Genomic DNA, 18,281 nt, shown 5'->3' on the forward strand with positions numbered 1-18,281 from the left:
TTTTTTATGAAAATTGAGCGAGATGAGCAGTTAATTTAGTCTTTGTATGCTTAGCTGTTGCTGCAAGCCATTCATAATGGCTTGCCATGGCATTGACTCGTCGACTCGTTGAATAGAAACCTAGGGTTTCTGAGCTTATGAACGAGAGCCATGGACGGCGAACTGGCCGTTAAACAGGATGTTGTTCAAGTCCATATATGGACCCATCCGGTTTGCAAGACATTCGATATCAATTTTGAGAAGAGTTCATTGCCCCCATATATTCGGCCTGTTGCAGAGGTATCCCTCTGGCCCTGATGGATATGTGCTTCTACTGTCCTTATCATCCGTGCGGCTTCTTTAGAGCCTATGGACTTGTAAGGTTTTCAGTAGATCAGTCTGACTGTCTCATCATCAAATCAAGTGTCTTAGCAACTTACTGATAGGATTTTTTAACTGTTACGGTCTTTCTTAATACATTCCTTTACACGGTTTACTTCGAGGGCTGATATTCTTCTCCTCGAGCCGCAATAACCCAAGCGATCCTAGCAAGTTTGTTAGCCATTGCGATACAGGCTCGATTAAAACCTCGGCGTTCTATGAGTGCTTTAGCCCACAGACTGAGCTTATCGGTTTTAGTTTCACAGTGCCGCAGAATAGCCCTGGCACCATGAATGAACAGTGTACGAAGATAGGCATTGCCACGCTTACTGATCCCCAGCAGGTTATCTTTACCACCACTGCTGTGCTGCTTAGGCACCAGACCACACCACGCTGAAAAATGCCGCCCATTATAAAACTCTTTGCCCTCTCCGACAGCGGCATAGTAAGCCGTCGCTGTGACTGGACCTATCCCCAAGACTTTACCTAGTCGTTGGCAAGTAGGATTTATTTTGTGTTCTTGCAAAACCTGCTTTTCGCAGTCTATGAGCTTCTGCTCTAGAGCCATAAATTCATTGTATAGCTCATGAAAAATCCCCCGTCCTTTTACAGTCAGCGGGTTGTTATAGTCAGTCAAAATATCGGGTAATCGATTTCGGAATGCCGCTTTACTCTTGGCTATCACGATCCCATATTCAGTCAACATACCTCTGACTTGATTTACCAAGGCGGTGGTTTGTTTAGTGAGTCGTTCACGCATTCTGTGTAACATCTGTACATCTTGCTGCTCGACAGATTTGAGCGATACAAAGCGCATATTTGGCCTTTGGGCTGCCTCAGCAATAGCTTGTGCATCGTTGTAGTCATTTTTATTGCCCTGACGATATGGAACAACAAACTGAGGCGCGATTAATTTCACTTCGTGCCCAAGTTGAGTGAACTCTCTTGCCCAATAGTTAGCACCACCACAAGCTTCCATTACAATCAGGCAAGGCTCAAGCCTAGCAATGGCGCTTAACAACTCACAACGCTTAAGCATTTTCTTACGCACTAACTTGCCTGCTTTATTGACCCCGACAAAATGAAACACAGACTTTGCGATATCTAAACCAACTGTAGTAATCTTCATGGTGGACCCGTCCTCTTTCTTGATGAGTTTTAGCAACTACATCGTGGCCCATTGTGAGGCCGATTTAAAGTGGATGGGTCCATTCCATTATCCGTGGATGCTCGACCGCCCCGTCCATGGGGCGGACTGTCGTCTCGCCAATCACCAATGCGCACCTTTCGAGCGCTTGCGTAACCTGTTGGTTTTAAAGACTAGATCTAATCTTAACGATTATAGGCACTACTCAATTGGACAGAAATGAGCTACGTTTTGCGCGAAATTATCTTCATTTCGGATAAACAAAAATAATTCTAATCTTTGAATCGTGGTCAATAATGAACTTAAGGATGTAACGCTTGGCTTGAGGCTTTACCTTTACACCATTTGCCGCTGTTGTGCTGCTTTTTAAACTCGCACATACTATCCCATCGACCACTTATGCCACTGTATTGACGTCGAAACTCTTTAGCTGAAGTGAGCCACGCATCGGGCGAAATGCCTAATTCATTGAGTAGTTTTGGCCGTTGATTATCGATATAGCCTTTTTTATCAAGGCGCATAGCTCGTCCCGTCCAATCTATTAACTCAAGATAATCGGCAAAATGAAACGGAATACCCGTTTGCTGACTCAGAAGTGTTGAACCATCAAATTTTGCGAGGGCTTTATGTGGTATTTGCTGTAGGTTATCTGCGGTAGTGTTGGCCAGTTGGGGCGCGTTGCTATGAGGATTAAGTGCATTCACGCGCTCCTGAATCGATGTAAAATCAGAGGATTGCAAAGAGTCGGCGATCCCTGCTCGAATAGGATTTAAATCGACATACATCATGCACGCCAGCAGTGCTTGCTCATCTAACAAGGCTTGTGACTTAAAACGGCCCTCCCAAAAAGCGCCTTTACACTCATCTTCACGATTGGCCTTACGGGCAATTTCTTCATTTAAACAGCGCATAAACCAAGAGATACTGCTCAGTCGCTCATGCCACTCGGCGAGTAATGCATCAAGTAACATCGCTTCACCGTCGATTAAAGCATCACCATTCATATATTTAGTGGCGACAACATGGCCTTTAGTTATTTGACACCAGCGGCTGATAACTTCTTTGGAGCTTAAGGTTTTCGCTTCCTCAACATCAATTTTAAGTACTAAATGGTAATGGTTGTTCATCACTGCATAGGCGCAGATATCGATACAAAAGATAGCGGATAATGCTTTGATTTTATCGACAATCCAGCCGCGCCTATGCTCGTAACTGCGACCAGTTAGTTTATCTTCACCACACAAAAAAGCCCTTCTAACACAGCGATTTATCACATGATAGAGAGGCGTTGTATTGGCATCAATTAACTGTCTTCTGGCTGAGGTCATCACAAGCTCCACACAAACAAAAGCAAGATAATTTAAAGCCTAGTAGAAGGGGCAGGAAAACACAAAAAGATGTGGCTGTCCCCGCTTTTCGTCCTAAGTTGAAATTAGACTATGAAAACTCAACAGACCAACCCACACATACTCGAAAGTACATATTTCAAGGTTTTTTGTGTAATGTATTGAATCCTAAAACAATGCTTTTCTTTCTAAGCGTCTTTAGCCAACTAATCTCAGCCAATAATGAAGGTATGTCTTTCGTTATTAGCTATGGCGTTTACATTGCACTTCTACATATGGCTTGGTTTTGTATAGTCGCTTACCTAGTCACATCTGTACAAGCGAGTCACATAATTCAAAAGTTTGGTCATAGAATTAATCAGGCGTGTGGTTTGGGTCTAATTGCTTTTGGTGCAACATTATCAATAAAAGCCTAAATTCCAACTCTCACATAATAAGTAAGTATTGTACTGGTACGCTAAATTTAGTCACTTAGATAGAGGTGTAATCTGTCTTTACTTCCATATTTTTGGAATGACTAAATGTAAGTCAAATTATCCTCTGCGCACTGAGTGATTAATCGGTCATAGCTCACAATGATGCAATAGTTTTTTAGCTAAACGAGCAGCGAGAGGGTTAGTTAAGATTGGCATTGTTGCACCAGTGACCTACTAAAACATGTTTTAGTAGAGCCCTCAGGGATGCTTCTTTTAAAATAAATAGGCGGCGAGTCACTGGGGCACAATGACAATAAATATCGCGCAACAGGTAATACAACGAGCTTTGGGAAAATATGTGTAATCGGCTATTACAAGCCGGCTCTAGGAGAACTAACTCGAAAACATATTGCTGTTCCTGCTTTCCTGCTTTTCCCTATCCCGAGTTCTGGTTAATCAACAACGCCATGCTAGTTGATCATGAATATGGCTCATGTTCTATGTGAAATAAAACCGTTTTTGTTCATGTGCCGAACCACGTATAAATGACTCCAAGCGAAATATTAGACAAGCTTGAAGTTGCACCCTAGCTAAGCCATCAGGACTTAAGTCATCGGCACTTAAGTTAAATAGAACCTCAGACAGAACACGAATAATGTCTATCAGAGTCGGGTCTAGAAGCTAGAAGCGCAGGGCATAAACTCAGGTTTGAAATCAGGCAATGGGATACTGGAACACTATGGATAAGCATTTTACATTTACGATTAACAGCATTTGTCTTGATGAAAATTATCATCCCTCAGACAAGACGCGTATCACCACCAACTTTGCTAATTTGGCCAGAGGCAGTCATCGCCAAGCGAATTTACGCAACGCGTTAAAGATGATTGATAATAGCTTTAATGCCTTAGCGCATTGGGATAACCCCAAAGGCGATCGTTATACTGTCGAACTTGAAATTATCTCCGTTAATCTGGATATTGACGGCAGTGGTCAAACCTTCCCATCGATTGAAATTTTGAAAACCAATATTGTTGATCATAAAACCAACAAACGTATTGAAGGCATTGTAGGTAATAACTTTTCATCCTACGTACGCGATTATGACTTTAGCGTATTACTGGCAGAACATAATAAGGGCCAAGCCAAATTTAGTATTCCAGATGATTTTGGTGGTCTACATGGCAAGCTATTTCAGTCTTTTGTTAATTCTGATGCTTATAAACAGAATTTTAATAAGCCACCTGTTATCTGTCTCAGTGTTTCGGATAATAAAACCTACCATAGAATTGAGAATCAGCATCCCGTATTAGGGGTTGAATATCAGCCAAATGAATCCTCTTTAACTGAGCAATATTTCAAAAAAATGGGCTTACAGGTGCGTTATTTTATGCCACCCAATAGCGTGGCGCCGTTAGCTTTTTATTTCTTTGGTGATTTACTCAATGATTACACCCATCTTGAGTTGATAAGCACCATCAGCACTATGGGAACTTTTCAAAAAATCTATCGCCCTGAGATTTATAATGCCAATGCTGTTGCAGGGAAATGCTATCAACCCAATTTGAAAAATCTGGATCATTCACTGACTCAAATTGTTTATGATCGAGCAGAACGTAGCCAATTGGCTAATGAGCAAGGCAAATTTGCCGCGGAGTACTTTATCAAACCCTACCAAAAGTTTTTTGAACAATGGTCTGCTAATTTCGTTTAGTCGCTCTGCACTTAATCGTCACGCTCAATAATTAACCCAATACGGCATCAATATCATGACAACACTACTTAATAAAACACCGCTTAACAAAACATTGCTTAACCAAACCCTGTTACCGACTTCAACGGCAGGCAGTTTGCCTAAACCTGTGTGGCTGGCAGAGCCTCAAACACTTTGGTCTCCTTGGAAATTACAAGGCGAGGAATTAATTGCAGGTAAACACGATGCACTGCGTTTGTCATTACAGGATCAACTACACGCAGGGATTGATATTGTCAGTGATGGCGAGCAAACGCGGCAGCATTTTGTCACTACCTTTATTGAGCACCTCAACGGCGTTGATTTTTCAAAACGTAAAACCGTGAAAATTCGCGATCGTTATGATGCGAGTGTACCTACGGTTGTTGGCCCTGTGAGTCGCCAAAAGTCCGTGTTTGTTGAAGATGCCAAATTTTTACGCAAGCAAACTACGCAACCAATTAAATGGGCTCTGCCTGGCCCAATGACCATGATAGATACGCTTTATGATGACCATTATAAAAGTCGCGAAAAGCTTGCGTGGGAATTTGCCAAAATTCTTAATGAGGAAGCCAAAGAATTAGAAGCGGCGGGTGTTGATATTATCCAATTTGATGAGCCTGCCTTTAATGTGTTTTTTGATGAGGTAAATGAGTGGGGCATTGCCTGTTTAGAGCGAGCCATTGAAGGGCTTAAATGCGAAACGGCGGTGCATATTTGTTATGGTTATGGCATCAAAGCCAATACTGATTGGAAAAAAACCTTAGGGTCAGAGTGGCGACAATATGAAGAAGCATTTCCTAAACTGCAAAAGTCTAATATCGATATCATCTCGCTAGAATGTCACAACTCCCATGTGCCAATGGAGCTACTTGAACTCATTCGCGGTAAGAAAGTCATGGTCGGCGCGATTGATGTTGCCACCGACACGATTGAAACCGCAGAGGAAGTGGCTGACACCCTACGAAAAGCCCTTAAATTTGTCGATGCCGACAAGCTCTATCCTTGTACCAACTGCGGCATGACGCCTTTATCCCATCAAGTCGCAAGAGGCAAACTCAACGCCTTAAGTGCAGGCGCAGAGATCGTCAGAAAAGAACTCTTGGCATTAAGATAAGACGCGATAAGTGCTGCTATCTTTTTTACAGCAGCATGTTTTATAGCAGTATGAGTCTAGCTTTGTTGAAAGGGTATCGACGTCGGTATTGAAAAACGGGATTGGCAAATTGATGCCAATCCCGTTTTCATTTCTAAGCTCATGCATTTAGTGCTTACAGTTAATGCTTACAGTTAGTGCTTAGGTTTATGCATTGTCTTAGCGCTTATTCACCAAGCTTTGGTGTGCGTGGCGGGATCATGCGCCTTTCATCTGTTGACTCAAATGCACCTGCAAATTTAAGCAGGTTATTATCGTCATAGGCACGGCCCGCGAAGGTCAAACCGACTGGCATGCCAATATCGGCCATCACGCCCATAGGTACAGTCACAGTCGGTACCCCTAAGTGACGAATCGCGAGGTTTCCGTTTGCCACCCAAACTCCGTTGCTCCAAGCGATATCGGCTGAAGCCGGATTCACATGGGCATCGGCAGGGCCGACATCTGCCACGGTTGGAAACAGCACGGCATCAAGCTTTAGCCCGTCCATCCAGTCTTCGAGATCTAGCTTACGCGTCTTCTCTAAGCCACGCAGACCATCGGGAATACTGTCGATCTGGTCATAGGATTTAAGACCACGCTTAGCCATGTTGACGTACTCTTCCATGCCTGCCGCTAAGTCACCTTCACGGTTTGGCAAGGTGCCTAAGTCGTGGGGGAAAATCAAATGCCCAACAACATCAGCAAGTTTGTTGAGTTTAGGGTCATTGTTAGCACGCAGGAATTCATCGAACGCCCAACCTGAGAGTTCCCATAATTCATCATGGAGGAACTGAGGCGTGACTATGCCACGGTTAAACACGGTCGGCGCGCCTGGGCGGTCGCCTTCACAATTTGATACCAGCGGAAAATCAACTTCAATCACTTCGGCGCCGGCAGCTTCTAAGGCTTTACGAGCCGCTTCCCACAAATCGATAACCGATTGGCGAGTGTGGATACGTTGGCCCGTTGGGCCACCAATGCCCGGATTTTCGCTGGTTCCCGCCAATTCATCCTTATTGATGTACATGCGCGGCACACCAAAACGCTTACCTTTAAGCGTGTCGGCTTGAGCGGCAAGCTCCAGATAAGACGCTGGACGGACACTTGATGCTTTAGGAATTTCGACCCAAGGCTGAAGACGCCAGAGATCGCCACGGGTGATAGGATCGTCAGCTACAATCACATCCAACACTTCGAGCATATCTGCCATAGTGCGAGTGTAAGGCACCACTACATCCATGGTCGGCGTTAACGGCCAGTTACCGCGCACGGAAATCACGCCCCGTGACGGAGTGTAGGCACACAAACCGTTATTAGATGCTGGACCACGACCGCTTGACCAAGTTTCTTCAGCAAGACCAAAAGCAGAGTAACTTGCTGCCGTGCCCGTGCCCGCCCCATTGGAAGAGCCCGAAGCGAATGGTGCAGTAAGATAGTTCGCGTTGTATGGGCTTTCGGCACGGCCATAGTGACCACGCTGCATGCCGCCATTGGCCATTGGCGGCATATTGGTTTTGCCTAAACAAATGGCCCCCGCAGCGCGTAGGCGCTCAACGGCGAAGGCATCGTATTGCGCCACTAAATCCTTAAAGGCTGGGCTGCCAGACGCCGCCGTCAGTCCCTTCACCAAATAGCTATCCTTGGCGGTATACGTAATACCCTCAAGTGGGCTTAAGGTTTCACCACGGGCGCGGCGCGCATCTGACGCCTCGGCTTCTTTGAGCGCATCGGGATTGTGCACCACTAACGCATTGAGCTTGGTCTGCGTAGCTGGGCCGTCATACGCCTCAACCCGTGCCAGATAAGACTTCACCAGCTCAACTGCTGTGGTGCGACCAGATTCGAGGGCGGCACGCAGTTCGGCGATGGAAACTTCAGTGACTTCAAACATTTGACTGCCTCCCGCTGAAAGCCAATTGTGTTGCAACAACAGTGACATCAATGGTCATAGTGTTCTCCTTAGGTTGACTTACTTTCCAGAGGGGATCTGTTGGGTAATACAATGGATATTGCCACCACCTAATAGGATTTCGCGGGCAGGCACACCGACAATCTCATACTCGGGGAAAATTTCCTGCAGTTTTTGCGCGGCGATATCGTCGGTGGCAGGATCAAGTAGCGGGAAAACGATACGATTATTGGTGATTAAAAAGTTCACATAAGAACCCGCTAAACGCTCACCTGCCGTGCGTGGCACGCCAGTGCCTTCTGTCACGCCCAGTGATTCCTCTTCGGTGCAATACAGCGGACCCGGTTGTGGCAATAGATGGATTTTTAACTTACGGCCTTGTGCATCCACGGTATTTTGCAGCACATCTAGCGCAGCTTTTGAGCGCGGATATTGGGGATCGGTTTCATCATCAGTCCAGTGCAAAATCACTTCGCCTGGGCGAGCAAAACAGCACATGTTGTCGATATGACCATCGGTCTCATCCATATACACGCCATCTTGCAACCAGATAAACTGCTTAACATTCAAATAGTCACGCAGTAAGTCTTCAATCTGTTCTTTCGTCAGGTCTGGGTTGCGGTTGGCGTTGAGTAAACATTCGGCACTCGTCATACAGGTGCCTTCACCGTCAACATGGATAGAACCCCCTTCGAGGATCAGCGGCGCGCTGTAACGGGCAAACCCATGTTGCTTAAGCATTTGCTGTGCAACTTGTTCGTCCTTATCCCATGGGAAGTACAAACCACCGTTATGGCCGCCCCAAGCGTTAAAGCCCCAGTCAACGCCACGGCATTCGCCCTCGGCATTAATGACCACTGTTGGACCAGTGTCACGCGCCCAGCAATCGTTACTGTCCATTTCAACCAAAGTGACGTGCGATGGCATCATTTTTTGAGCTTCAGCTAAAAAGGCTTTAGGTACACCCATATACACGGGCGTTGCACCACCAATAGCATCGGCCACTTTGGCAAAGGTCGCTTGAGCATAAGCGCCTGCAGAGCGCCAGTTATCAGGACGATATGGCCAAATCATCCACACCGCTTGCTGCGCTGCCCATTCGGCGGGCATATAAAAACCATCTTGTGATGGCTTAGTCGTTAACGGCGTGGCATCCACATTCGCGTTTGTCATGAATTTTGTCTCCAGTAATGCTCAAATCTATAAGGGTGTACGCCCCATTTTGGGCGACAGAATAGAAATACACCTAACATAATCAAATAAATCGAATGACTGTATTCATCACGCTGCGCTCATCACGAGCATTTATTACATGCATCCATCACATATATAGTTAGGCCGAAATTGTTAGGTCTTCACTCAGTGAGTTTTAGCTTCATTGAAATATTGCTGCGTATCTTATCATTTAAGATGGCTTGCGCTAAATACTTGTATGCAGGACATAGATGAGAATTTGTTGAGTCGTTAAGTCGTCAGTTTATTGCTCTTTGGGTGAATTTCACTACTACATGGCGCGAATGCACTTTTAGTTAAAATAAGACCTATTAAATAAGAACCCTAAGCTCTGATCTCAGTATCAAAATAGCGCTTTTATGTTACCTCGCTTATCATCGCGTTATTATAGCCTTTCATTAACTAGCACTGCTGAGGCGTATTCTTTTTGTTCATCCTCAGCACTAGCCCGTTTAAGTATTCATCTTTTAAGGATATCAGCATGACTTCCCACACAGAGCCATTAACTTCATTTTCGACCACTGAACCTTCTACAACGGAATTTTCTATAACAGATGTTGAGCCGCTGCTTAAAATCATAGAAAAACTGCGCGACCCACAAACAGGTTGCCCCTGGGACAAAGCGCAAACCTTTCAAACCATAGTGCCTTTTACCTTAGAAGAAGCCTATGAGGTCGCCGATACCATAGAGCGTTTAGCTTGGGATGAGTTACCCGATGAACTTGGGGATTTATTATTTCAAATCGTATTCTATTGTCAGCTCGGTAAAGAGCAAGGCAAGTTTGATTTTACCACTGTGATTGAGAAAATCAGCGACAAGTTAACCCGCCGTCATCCCCATGTGTTTGGCGAGCAAAATCCGCAAATAGGCGATAGCGCCCAAGCGATGAAAGCCAATTGGGAGGCGATTAAAGCGACTGAGCGTGAACAAAAGGCGCAGCAAGTGGCGGGTGAAACCCAAGCTGATACTCTGGTTTCTGCGTTAGACAATATTCCGCGTACCCAACCTGCGCTGTCGCGCTCAATCAAAATTCAGCAAAGGGTGGCGCGAGTCGGTTTCGATTGGGCCGAACTTGAGCCCGTGGTCGCTAAAATCCACGAAGAAATCGATGAAGTCTTACATGAAGTGAATCAAGGCGAGCAAGACCAAGCGAAAGTGCAGTCCGAAATGGGCGACTTGTTATTTGCCGTGGTGAATCTAGCTCGCCATCTTAAGGTCGATCCAGAGCAAGCGCTGTGCCAAGCTAACCTTAAATTTGAACGCCGTTTTCGCGGTGTAGAGCAGTTAGCCAGCGACAGCGGAAAAAGCATGCAAGAGCACACATTAATGGAGCTTGATGCCTATTGGGACCAAGTAAAAGCGACAGAGACGAGATAAACGGCAAATTATCCCGATTGGTGTTTGTCGAATCGCGCCGCCTTTGGTATACTACTGCCCCGTCCTAGTGCTTTCTTACAAGCACGTATTTTCAAACTCATTTTCTCAGGTTCAGCATGACTACAAGGTATATCTTCGTTACTGGTGGCGTTGTTTCATCACTAGGTAAAGGCATTGCAGCAGCATCATTAGCTGCAATTTTAGAGGCCCGCGGTCTCAATGTAACCATCATGAAACTGGACCCTTACATTAACGTTGATCCGGGTACCATGAGCCCAACCCAACATGGCGAAGTATTTGTTACTGAAGACGGTGCAGAAACAGATCTCGACTTGGGTCACTACGAGCGTTTCATCCGTACTAAGATGAATCGTCGTAACAACTTCACTACTGGTCGTATTTACGAAGAAGTATTACGTAAAGAACGTCGTGGTGATTATTTGGGCGCAACCATTCAGGTTATCCCACACATCACTAATGCGATTAAAGAAAAAGTATTAGCTGGTGGCGAAGGCCATGATGTGGCTATCGTCGAAATCGGCGGTACTGTGGGTGATATCGAATCTTTGCCGTTCCTAGAGTCTATCCGTCAGCTCGGTGTTGAGCTGGGTCGTGATCGTACTCTTTTCATGCATTTAACCTTAGTGCCTTTCTTAGGCGCGGCTGGCGAAGTGAAAACTAAGCCAACTCAACACTCAGTGAAAGAGCTGCGTTCTATCGGTATTGCACCAGATGTGCTGGTTTGCCGTGGTGATCGTGCGATTCCTGCGAATGAAAAAGCCAAAATTTCGCTGTTCTGTAACGTCGAAGAGCGTGCGGTTATTTCATTAAAAGATGTTGATAGTATTTATAAAATCCCAGCTTTGTTACGTTCGCAAGGTTTGGATGACTTAGTAGTTAAGCGTTTCGGCTTAGAATGCCGCGAAGCGGATCTGTCTGAGTGGGAAAATGTGATTTATCAAGAAGCTAATCCAAACGGCGAAGTCGTTATTGGTATGGTGGGTAAATACATTGAACTGCCAGATGCCTATAAGTCAGTTAACGAAGCATTAAAACACGCTGGCCTTAAAAACCGCGTATCAGTGACTATCAAGTACATTGACTCACAAACCGTAGAAGCCAAAGGCGAAGAAGTCTTACAGGGCTTAGACGGTATCTTAGTACCAGGCGGTTTTGGCGAGCGTGGTGTTGAAGGTAAGATACTGGCGGCAAAATTTGCCCGTGAAAACAATCTACCTTATTTTGGTATTTGTTTAGGTATGCAAGTTGCCCTGATTGAATTTGCGCGTAATGTTGCCGGCATGGCTGATGCACATTCAACTGAGTTCAATAAAGAAACACCATTCCCTGTCGTGGGTTTGATCACTGAATGGATTGACGAAGAAGGTAACGTCGAGCAGCGCCATGAAGCGTCTGACTTAGGTGGCACTATGCGTTTAGGCGCTCAATTGTGTCATTTACTCGATGGTTCGAAAGCGGCCCAAGCCTACAAAGGGACTAGCTGTGTAGAACGTCACCGTCATCGTTACGAAGTGAACAACAAATACAGAGAGCGTTTAGAACAAGCTGGCATGATCTTCAGCGGTTTGTCTTCTGATCGTAAGCTGGTGGAAATGATCGAATTAAAAGATCACCCATGGTTTGTAGCAGGTCAATTCCATCCTGAATTCACCTCAACTCCGCGCGATGGTCACCCATTGTTCGAAGGGTTTATTGCTGCGGCAAGTGCGCATCAAAAACGTGATCTGAAGTAAGAATATTTGAGGCCGGACCCGCGACAGTGGGGCCGGCCTTTTGCTACACTCGTCGCTACTTGAAACATAAGAATTTAATACCTCTGGGTATAAACAGCATGCGTATCAGTTGCATCTGTATGGACGCAAACCGTAAATGGAATTTTGTTATTTTCTGCGGTATGTGACTTCCATTTATTCCCATAGGTATTGGTTTTTTCTTTTATCTTTAAACTTAAATCGAGGGTGTTATGGCTAAGATTATTAACGTGATTGGTCGCGAGATTATGGATTCTCGTGGTAACCCAACTGTTGAAGCCGAAGTGCATTTAGAAGGTGGTTTTGTGGGTATGGCTGCGGCGCCTTCTGGCGCATCTACCGGTAGCCGCGAAGCGTTAGAATTACGTGATGGCGATAAAAGCCGTTATTTAGGCAAAGGCGTATTAACGGCTGTTGCCAACGTAAACGATTTAATCCGCACTGCGTTATTAGGCAAAGATGCCACTGCACAAGCTGAGCTTGATCAAATCATGATCGACTTAGACGGCACAGAAAACAAAGACAAGTTAGGCGCAAACGCGATTCTGGCTGTGTCTTTAGCGGCTGCCAAAGCGGCTGCAGCATTTAAAGGTATTCCTTTATACGCGCATATCGCTGAATTGAACGGCACGCCAGGCCAATATTCTATGCCTGTGCCTATGATGAACATCTTAAACGGTGGCGAGCACGCGGATAACAACGTTGATATCCAAGAATTCATGGTGCAACCAGTTGGCGCGAAAACCTTCCGTGAAGCACTGCGCATGGGCGCTGAAATCTTCCATACGCTGAAAAAAGTATTGCACGACAAAGGTCTAAGCACTTCTGTGGGTGACGAAGGTGGTTTTGCACCTAACTTAGCCTCAAACGCTGATGCGTTAGCTGTTATTAAAGAAGCGGTTGAATTGGCTGGTTATAAGTTAGGTACGGATGTGACCTTAGCGCTAGATTGCGCTGCATCTGAATTCTACAAAGACGGCAAATACGATTTAGCGGGCGAAGGCAAAGTATTCGACTCGAACGGTTTCTCTGATTTCTTAAAATCATTGGCTGATCAATACCCAATCGTGTCTATCGAAGACGGCTTAGACGAATCAGATTGGGATGGTTGGGCTTATCAAACTCAAATCATGGGTGACAAGATCCAATTAGTGGGCGACGATTTATTCGTTACTAACACTAAAATCTTAACCCGTGGTATCGAAAACGGTATTGCAAACTCAATCCTTATCAAGTTCAACCAAATCGGTTCATTGACTGAGACTTTAGCGGCCATTCGCATGGCGAAAGAAGCGGGTTACACAGCGGTGATTTCACACCGTAGTGGTGAAACTGAAGATTCAACCATTGCTGACTTAGCCGTAGGTACTGCAGCTGGCCAAATCAAAACCGGTTCACTGTGTCGTTCTGACCGTGTTGCTAAGTACAACCAATTGCTGCGCATCGAAGAGCAATTAGGTGAAAAAGCCCCATACCGTGGTTTGAAAGAGATCAAAGGCCAAGCGTAATTTAAACTTTGATGTAAAAAGGCCACCACTTGGTGGCCTTTTTTGTTGTACTATCTGCTGTATATTTTTTTAATCCAAGATACTGACGCTAATTCCTCCATGAAATTTTTTGTCATTGCACTCATAGTGCTACTCGGTTTACTGCAATTTCGTCTTTGGTCGGGAGATAATAGTCTTCCTGAATATTTCGTCCTGCAAAAACAAATTGCCGCGCAGCAAGAAGGTAACGCCAAACTCAATGAGCGTAACCAAGTGCTGAAGGAAGAAATCATCGATTTGAAAAGTGGTACCGAAGCCATAGAAGAACGTGCGCGTAACGAACTTGGCATGGTCAAAGAAGGTGAAACCTTCTATCGCGTCGTGGGTGGTGATCGCTCAGTATCGAGTCCATCCCAGTAATATGGAGTTAGGATGTCAGAGCTAGGACATTTAGATCTTGGATTAAGCGAACAATCCAATCCAGGCAGTCAATCTGAGCCGGTAATGCAAACTGAATTGCAGCGCCAAGCTGAGCCTATCACTCAAGCTGTGGTGGCCATCGTTCCCGCTGCGGGCATTGGCAGCCGCATGGGCGCCGACAGACCTAAACAATATCTTGAAGTGTGCGGCCAGAGTATTCTCGGCCATACTTTAGATAAGCTGTTGTCTCACCCGCACATTTCCCACGTCATCGTCGCCTTACATCCGAATGATACTATTTTCAATACCCTGCCACAGGCCGCGCATCCCAAATTGACCACAGTGTTAGGCGGCGGTGAGCGCGCAGATTCTGTGTTGGCGGCGCTGCAAATTGCGCCCGAACATAGTTGGGCCTTAGTGCACGATGCGGCAAGACCTTGTTTGACCGCGACGGATATCGACAAGTTACTCGCATCCAGAGTGCTATTTCCCCAAGGCGCGATTTTGGCCATGCCAGTACGCGATACTATGAAGCGCGCCAATAAACAGGGCGAAATCAGCGCTACTGTGTGCCGCGATAATTTATGGCATGCATTAACGCCGCAGTTATTTCCGGCAGCGCAACTAAAAGATTACCTCAATGCCGCTCTAGCGGCAGGCGCGGTCGTGACAGATGAGGCTTCGGCGATGGAATGGGCGGGCATTTCACCTGGACTCGTTTCGGGCCGTGCTGACAATATAAAAGTGACGCATCCCGATGATTTGGGATTGGCCGAATTGTTTTTAATGCGTGCCGCAAAATAGTCATAATCAAAGTAAAATAATACGTTAGGAATATTAAATGAAAATCCGTATCGGCCATGGTTTCGATGTGCATAAATTTGGTGCTGCACGACCCCTCATTCTTTGCGGCGTCGAAGTGCCGTATGAAACTGGCCTAGTCGCACATTCAGATGGTGATGTGGTGCTGCATGCGATTTCCGATGCGATCCTCGGCGCACTGGCGCTGGGTGACATAGGTAAACATTTCCCCGACACAGATACCGCCTATAAAGGTGCTGATAGCCGCGTATTGCTGCGTCATTGCTATGCTTTAGCGAGGGCGAAAGGCTTTGTGCTGGGTAATCTTGACGTCACTATCATAGCGCAAGTCCCTAAAATGGCGCCGCACATTGAGGCAATGCGCCAAATATTGGCCGCCGATTTAACCTCGGAACTTGACGACATTAACGTCAAAGCGACCACGACTGAACAGCTAGGATTTACCGGGCGTAAAGAAGGTATTGCGGTAGAAGCCGTGGTATTGATGACCCGTAAACACGATTAACTTAAGAGTAAAAAAGTCCCATGAGCGAATTACATTATCTGTATGGCAAGCCTTTAGGTACAGCAGATCTAAGAACCCAAAATAGCGATTTTATCGTGAAAGAGATTTTGCCTTTTAGCCCTACGGGTGAAGGTGAACATCACATGCTGCATGTACGCAAAGAAGGGCTAAATACAGTACAAGTCGCTGAAATGATCGCTAAGTTTGCTAAGGTGCATCCAAAGGAAGTGACCTACGCTGGGCAAAAAGATAAAAATGCCATCACAGAACAATGGTTCGGTGTGCGTATTCCGGGCAAAGAAACGCCTACTTGGAAAGATCTCAATAGCGAGCGTTTGACTATATTGTCGAGCAGTCGTCACAGCAAAAAACTGCGAATTGGTGCTTTAGTCGGTAACCGTTTTATTCTTACCCTTAGAAATGTCACCCAAGTCGAAGACATTATCAGCCGCATCGAAAAGGTCGCTCAAGTGGGCGTGCCCAATTACTTTGGTGAGCAACGCTTTGGTCACGATGGTAAAAACTTAGTATTTGGTCGCCAAATGATGGCGGGTAAAAAAGTCAAAGACAGAAATAAGCGCAGCATGTATCTGTCTGCGGTGCGCTCAAATCTGTTTAACACTGTGGTGTCATACCGTTTAGCCAACCATGGCACTAAGCCGCTAGCAGGTGATTGTGTGATGTTGGCGGGCAGTAAAAGCTTCTTTGTTACGCCTGAATGGGATCTCATCGTGTTGAAACGTCTGATTGAAAAAGACATTCAACTGTCAGCACCTTTATGGGGCCGTGGCATGATGCTACCCCAAGGTGAAGCTGCAGCAGTGGAAACCTTGGCCATGAGTGAATTGGCCGACGATTGCTATGGCCTTGAACATGCGGGATTAGAACAAGAGCGTCGTCCGTTACTGCTTGAGCCCCAAGGTCTGAAATACGAACAAACCGCCGATGGTCTTGTGCTGGAGTTTGTGCTGCCTGCGGGTAGTTTTGCAACATCTTTATTAAGAGAGTTAGTCAATTATCAAGATGTTAAAGAGCAGCAATGGCAAGCGACACTAGTGCAAGAGCCTGCGCCCGAGGTAACGAATACCCACGTCGCAGCAGAGACTAACCCTGAAGCTGCGCCTAACACTGAAGCAGAGTCATGATCCGCATCTTAGTGAGCAACGATGACGGGGTTAATGCGCCGGGGATCAAAGCCTTAACTGAGGCCTTGGCTGAAATTGCGACTGTGCTAACAGTGGGGCCAGATCGTAATTGTTCTGGTGCGAGCAATTCATTAACCTTGACTAATCCATTAAGAATTAATAGGTTAGATAACGGTTACATTTCTGTTCACGGTACACCGACTGATTGTGTGCATTTGGCTATCCGAGAATTGTACGATGGCGAACCCGATATGGTGGTGTCTGGTATCAATGCGGGCGCGAACATGGGCGATGATACCTTGTATTCGGGGACGGTTGCTGCCGCGATGGAAGGGCGCTTTTTAGGTTTTCCTGCGGTCGCGATTTCGCTCAATGGCCGAAAATTTGAACATTATCAATCGGCGGCGGTTTATGCTCGGCGAATAGTCCAAGGCTTGTTAGCCCTGCCTCTGGCAAAGGATCAGATTTTAAATGTGAATGTGCCAGACTTGCCGCTTGATCAAATCAAAGGCATTAAAGTGACCCGTCTCGGCGCTCGTCATAAGGCTGAAGGCATAGTACGAACGCAAGATCCCGCAGGACGCGAGATCTTCTGGCTCGGTCCACCAGGACAAGAGCAGGATGCCACTGAGGGCACTGATTTTCATGCTGTCGCCAATGGCTATGTGTCAATTACGCCTTTGACGGTTGATTTAACTGCCTACGGACAACTAACGGCATTGCAAAATTGGGTAGATAAAATATGACTCGAGTTGCCTTAACATCGGCGGTGAACTTAGCTAAAAAGCTTCATGATGCGGGGATCCGCAATCAAGCCGTGTTAAAGGCGATATCGCATACGCCGCGGGAAATGTTTCTCGATAATGCGCTAGCCCATAAAGCCTATGAAAATACCGCTTTACCGATTGGCCAAGGGCAAACCATCTCGCAGCCTTATATCGTCGCCCGTATGACCGAACTCTTACTGCATAAGATGCCCCAGCGCGTATTAGAAGTGGGTACAGGATCGGGTTATCAGGCGGCAATTTTGGCGCAATTAGTGCCGCAGCTTTGTACTATCGAGCGAATAAAAGGCTTACAAATACAAGCGAGACAGCGCTTAAAACGATTAGATTTGCATAATGTGTCGTTTAAATATGGTGATGGCTGGTTAGGTTGGGCGAATCGTAGCCCGTTCGATGCCATTATGGTGACCGCTGCAGCTTCAACCATACCTGAGGCCTTGTTGTCTCAGTTAGCGGAGGGCGGAGTCTTACTCCTGCCTGTCGGCGAAGACACCCAACAATTGATGCGAATCACTCGTACAGGGGAACGTTTTAGTTCGGAAACAATTGAAACGGTTAAATTTGTCCCTTTGATTAATGGAGAGTTAGCTTAACCTTGTGTTGTGCTACTGTCCCCACTGAACAACTTGTCTTGCATCGAGGGCATTGTTTTTTCATCATAAACAGTAATACAGCCTCACCAAGGA

The 18,281-nt window shown here is 45.9% G+C and carries 16 protein-coding genes; 12 read left to right on the forward strand and 4 right to left on the reverse strand.

What is annotated here, in order from left to right:
• Positions 1-472: 472 nt before the first annotated feature.
• Complete coding sequence (locus tag Q4Q57_RS20210) at positions 473-1,489, reverse strand: IS110 family transposase (RefSeq protein WP_311891855.1); 1,017 nt, start codon at positions 1,487-1,489, stop codon at positions 473-475.
• A gap of 320 nt (positions 1,490-1,809) precedes the next feature.
• Positions 1,810-2,835, reverse strand: coding sequence for a transposase (locus Q4Q57_RS20215; RefSeq protein ID WP_311891856.1), 1,026 nt, complete (start codon positions 2,833-2,835; stop codon positions 1,810-1,812).
• A 71-nt stretch (positions 2,836-2,906) separates the two neighbouring features.
• On the opposite strand from Q4Q57_RS20215, the gene Q4Q57_RS20220 reads away from it, so the two are divergent.
• The 3 genes from Q4Q57_RS20220 to Q4Q57_RS20230 all read left to right on the forward strand — a co-directional run bounded on the left by Q4Q57_RS20220 (position 2,907) and on the right by Q4Q57_RS20230 (position 6,118).
• Positions 2,907-3,269 carry a LysE family transporter gene (locus Q4Q57_RS20220; protein ID WP_311891857.1) on the forward strand — a complete coding sequence of 121 codons (363 nt, stop codon included), beginning with the start codon at positions 2,907-2,909 and terminating at the stop codon, positions 3,267-3,269.
• A gap of 739 nt (positions 3,270-4,008) precedes the next feature.
• A complete protein-coding gene (locus tag Q4Q57_RS20225; RefSeq protein ID WP_012089816.1) occupies positions 4,009-4,983 on the forward strand; it encodes a DUF1852 domain-containing protein in 975 nt (324 codons plus the stop codon).
• A 55-nt stretch (positions 4,984-5,038) separates the two neighbouring features.
• Complete coding sequence (locus Q4Q57_RS20230; protein WP_012089815.1) at positions 5,039-6,118, forward strand: methionine synthase; 1,080 nt, start codon at positions 5,039-5,041, stop codon at positions 6,116-6,118.
• A gap of 205 nt (positions 6,119-6,323) precedes the next feature.
• Here the strand turns inward: Q4Q57_RS20230 and Q4Q57_RS20235 are convergent, their stop codons facing one another.
• Complete coding sequence (locus tag Q4Q57_RS20235; RefSeq protein WP_311891858.1) at positions 6,324-8,030, reverse strand: amidase; 1,707 nt, start codon at positions 8,028-8,030, stop codon at positions 6,324-6,326.
• 78 nt (positions 8,031-8,108) lie between these two features.
• Positions 8,109-9,221, reverse strand: coding sequence for an agmatine deiminase (gene aguA, locus Q4Q57_RS20240; protein ID WP_283628010.1), 1,113 nt, complete (start codon positions 9,219-9,221; stop codon positions 8,109-8,111).
• Positions 9,222-9,762: 541 nt separating this feature from the next.
• Between aguA and mazG the strand changes: the two genes are divergently transcribed.
• The 9 genes from mazG (at position 9,763) to Q4Q57_RS20285 (ending at position 18,188) form a co-directional block, all read left to right on the forward strand.
• Entirely contained in the window at positions 9,763-10,659 is an 897-nt protein-coding gene (gene mazG, locus Q4Q57_RS20245) for a nucleoside triphosphate pyrophosphohydrolase (protein WP_311891859.1), read from the forward strand.
• Positions 10,660-10,775: 116 nt separating this feature from the next.
• On the forward strand, positions 10,776-12,413 hold the full coding sequence (locus Q4Q57_RS20250; protein WP_106651225.1) for a CTP synthase: 1,638 nt from the start codon (positions 10,776-10,778) through the stop codon (positions 12,411-12,413).
• Positions 12,414-12,643: 230 nt separating this feature from the next.
• Positions 12,644-13,939 carry a phosphopyruvate hydratase gene (gene eno, locus Q4Q57_RS20255; protein ID WP_300479510.1) on the forward strand — a complete coding sequence of 432 codons (1,296 nt, stop codon included), beginning with the start codon at positions 12,644-12,646 and terminating at the stop codon, positions 13,937-13,939.
• A gap of 99 nt (positions 13,940-14,038) precedes the next feature.
• On the forward strand, positions 14,039-14,338 hold the full coding sequence (ftsB, locus tag Q4Q57_RS20260; protein WP_086010657.1) for a cell division protein FtsB: 300 nt from the start codon (positions 14,039-14,041) through the stop codon (positions 14,336-14,338).
• 12 nt (positions 14,339-14,350) lie between these two features.
• A complete protein-coding gene (gene ispD, locus Q4Q57_RS20265; RefSeq protein WP_311891860.1) occupies positions 14,351-15,142 on the forward strand; it encodes a 2-C-methyl-D-erythritol 4-phosphate cytidylyltransferase in 792 nt (263 codons plus the stop codon).
• 37 nt (positions 15,143-15,179) lie between these two features.
• A complete protein-coding gene (gene ispF, locus Q4Q57_RS20270; RefSeq protein WP_268649619.1) occupies positions 15,180-15,665 on the forward strand; it encodes a 2-C-methyl-D-erythritol 2,4-cyclodiphosphate synthase in 486 nt (161 codons plus the stop codon).
• Positions 15,666-15,685: 20 nt separating this feature from the next.
• Positions 15,686-16,810, forward strand: a complete 1,125-nt coding sequence (truD, locus tag Q4Q57_RS20275) for a tRNA pseudouridine(13) synthase TruD (protein WP_311891861.1) — start codon at positions 15,686-15,688, stop codon at positions 16,808-16,810.
• A complete protein-coding gene (surE, locus tag Q4Q57_RS20280) occupies positions 16,807-17,556 on the forward strand; it encodes a 5'/3'-nucleotidase SurE (RefSeq protein WP_311891862.1) in 750 nt (249 codons plus the stop codon). Before truD ends, surE begins: the two co-directional genes overlap by 4 nt.
• Positions 17,553-18,188: a protein-L-isoaspartate(D-aspartate) O-methyltransferase gene (locus Q4Q57_RS20285; RefSeq protein WP_261272438.1), complete on the forward strand. Its 636-nt coding sequence runs from the start codon at positions 17,553-17,555 to the stop codon at positions 18,186-18,188. The genes surE and Q4Q57_RS20285 overlap by 4 nt, the downstream gene beginning before the upstream one ends.
• Positions 18,189-18,281: the final 93 nt, after the last annotated feature.

The organism is Shewanella sp. SP2S2-6, assembly GCF_031931965.1.
Lineage (GTDB): Bacteria > Pseudomonadota > Gammaproteobacteria > Enterobacterales > Shewanellaceae > Shewanella > Shewanella baltica.

Bases quoted from the DNA above. Each gene is read 5' to 3' on its own strand.
- Q4Q57_RS20210 (WP_311891855.1), bottom strand. From the start codon at position 1,489: ATGAAGATTACTACAGTTGGTTTAGATATCGCAAAGTCTGTGTTTCAT.
- Q4Q57_RS20215 (WP_311891856.1), bottom strand. From the start codon at position 2,835: ATGACCTCAGCCAGAAGACAGTTAATTGATGCCAATACAACGCCTCTC.
- Q4Q57_RS20225 (WP_012089816.1), top strand. From the start codon at position 4,009: ATGGATAAGCATTTTACATTTACGATTAACAGCATTTGTCTTGATGAA.
- Q4Q57_RS20230 (WP_012089815.1), top strand. From the start codon at position 5,039: ATGACAACACTACTTAATAAAACACCGCTTAACAAAACATTGCTTAAC.
- Q4Q57_RS20235 (WP_311891858.1), bottom strand. From the start codon at position 8,030: ATGTTTGAAGTCACTGAAGTTTCCATCGCCGAACTGCGTGCCGCCCTC.
- aguA (WP_283628010.1), bottom strand. From the start codon at position 9,221: ATGACAAACGCGAATGTGGATGCCACGCCGTTAACGACTAAGCCATCA.
- mazG (WP_311891859.1), top strand. From the start codon at position 9,763: ATGACTTCCCACACAGAGCCATTAACTTCATTTTCGACCACTGAACCT.
- Q4Q57_RS20250 (WP_106651225.1), top strand. From the start codon at position 10,776: ATGACTACAAGGTATATCTTCGTTACTGGTGGCGTTGTTTCATCACTA.
- eno (WP_300479510.1), top strand. From the start codon at position 12,644: ATGGCTAAGATTATTAACGTGATTGGTCGCGAGATTATGGATTCTCGT.
- ftsB (WP_086010657.1), top strand. From the start codon at position 14,039: ATGAAATTTTTTGTCATTGCACTCATAGTGCTACTCGGTTTACTGCAA.
- ispD (WP_311891860.1), top strand. From the start codon at position 14,351: ATGTCAGAGCTAGGACATTTAGATCTTGGATTAAGCGAACAATCCAAT.
- ispF (WP_268649619.1), top strand. From the start codon at position 15,180: ATGAAAATCCGTATCGGCCATGGTTTCGATGTGCATAAATTTGGTGCT.
- truD (WP_311891861.1), top strand. From the start codon at position 15,686: ATGAGCGAATTACATTATCTGTATGGCAAGCCTTTAGGTACAGCAGAT.
- surE (WP_311891862.1), top strand. From the start codon at position 16,807: ATGATCCGCATCTTAGTGAGCAACGATGACGGGGTTAATGCGCCGGGG.
- Q4Q57_RS20285 (WP_261272438.1), top strand. From the start codon at position 17,553: ATGACTCGAGTTGCCTTAACATCGGCGGTGAACTTAGCTAAAAAGCTT.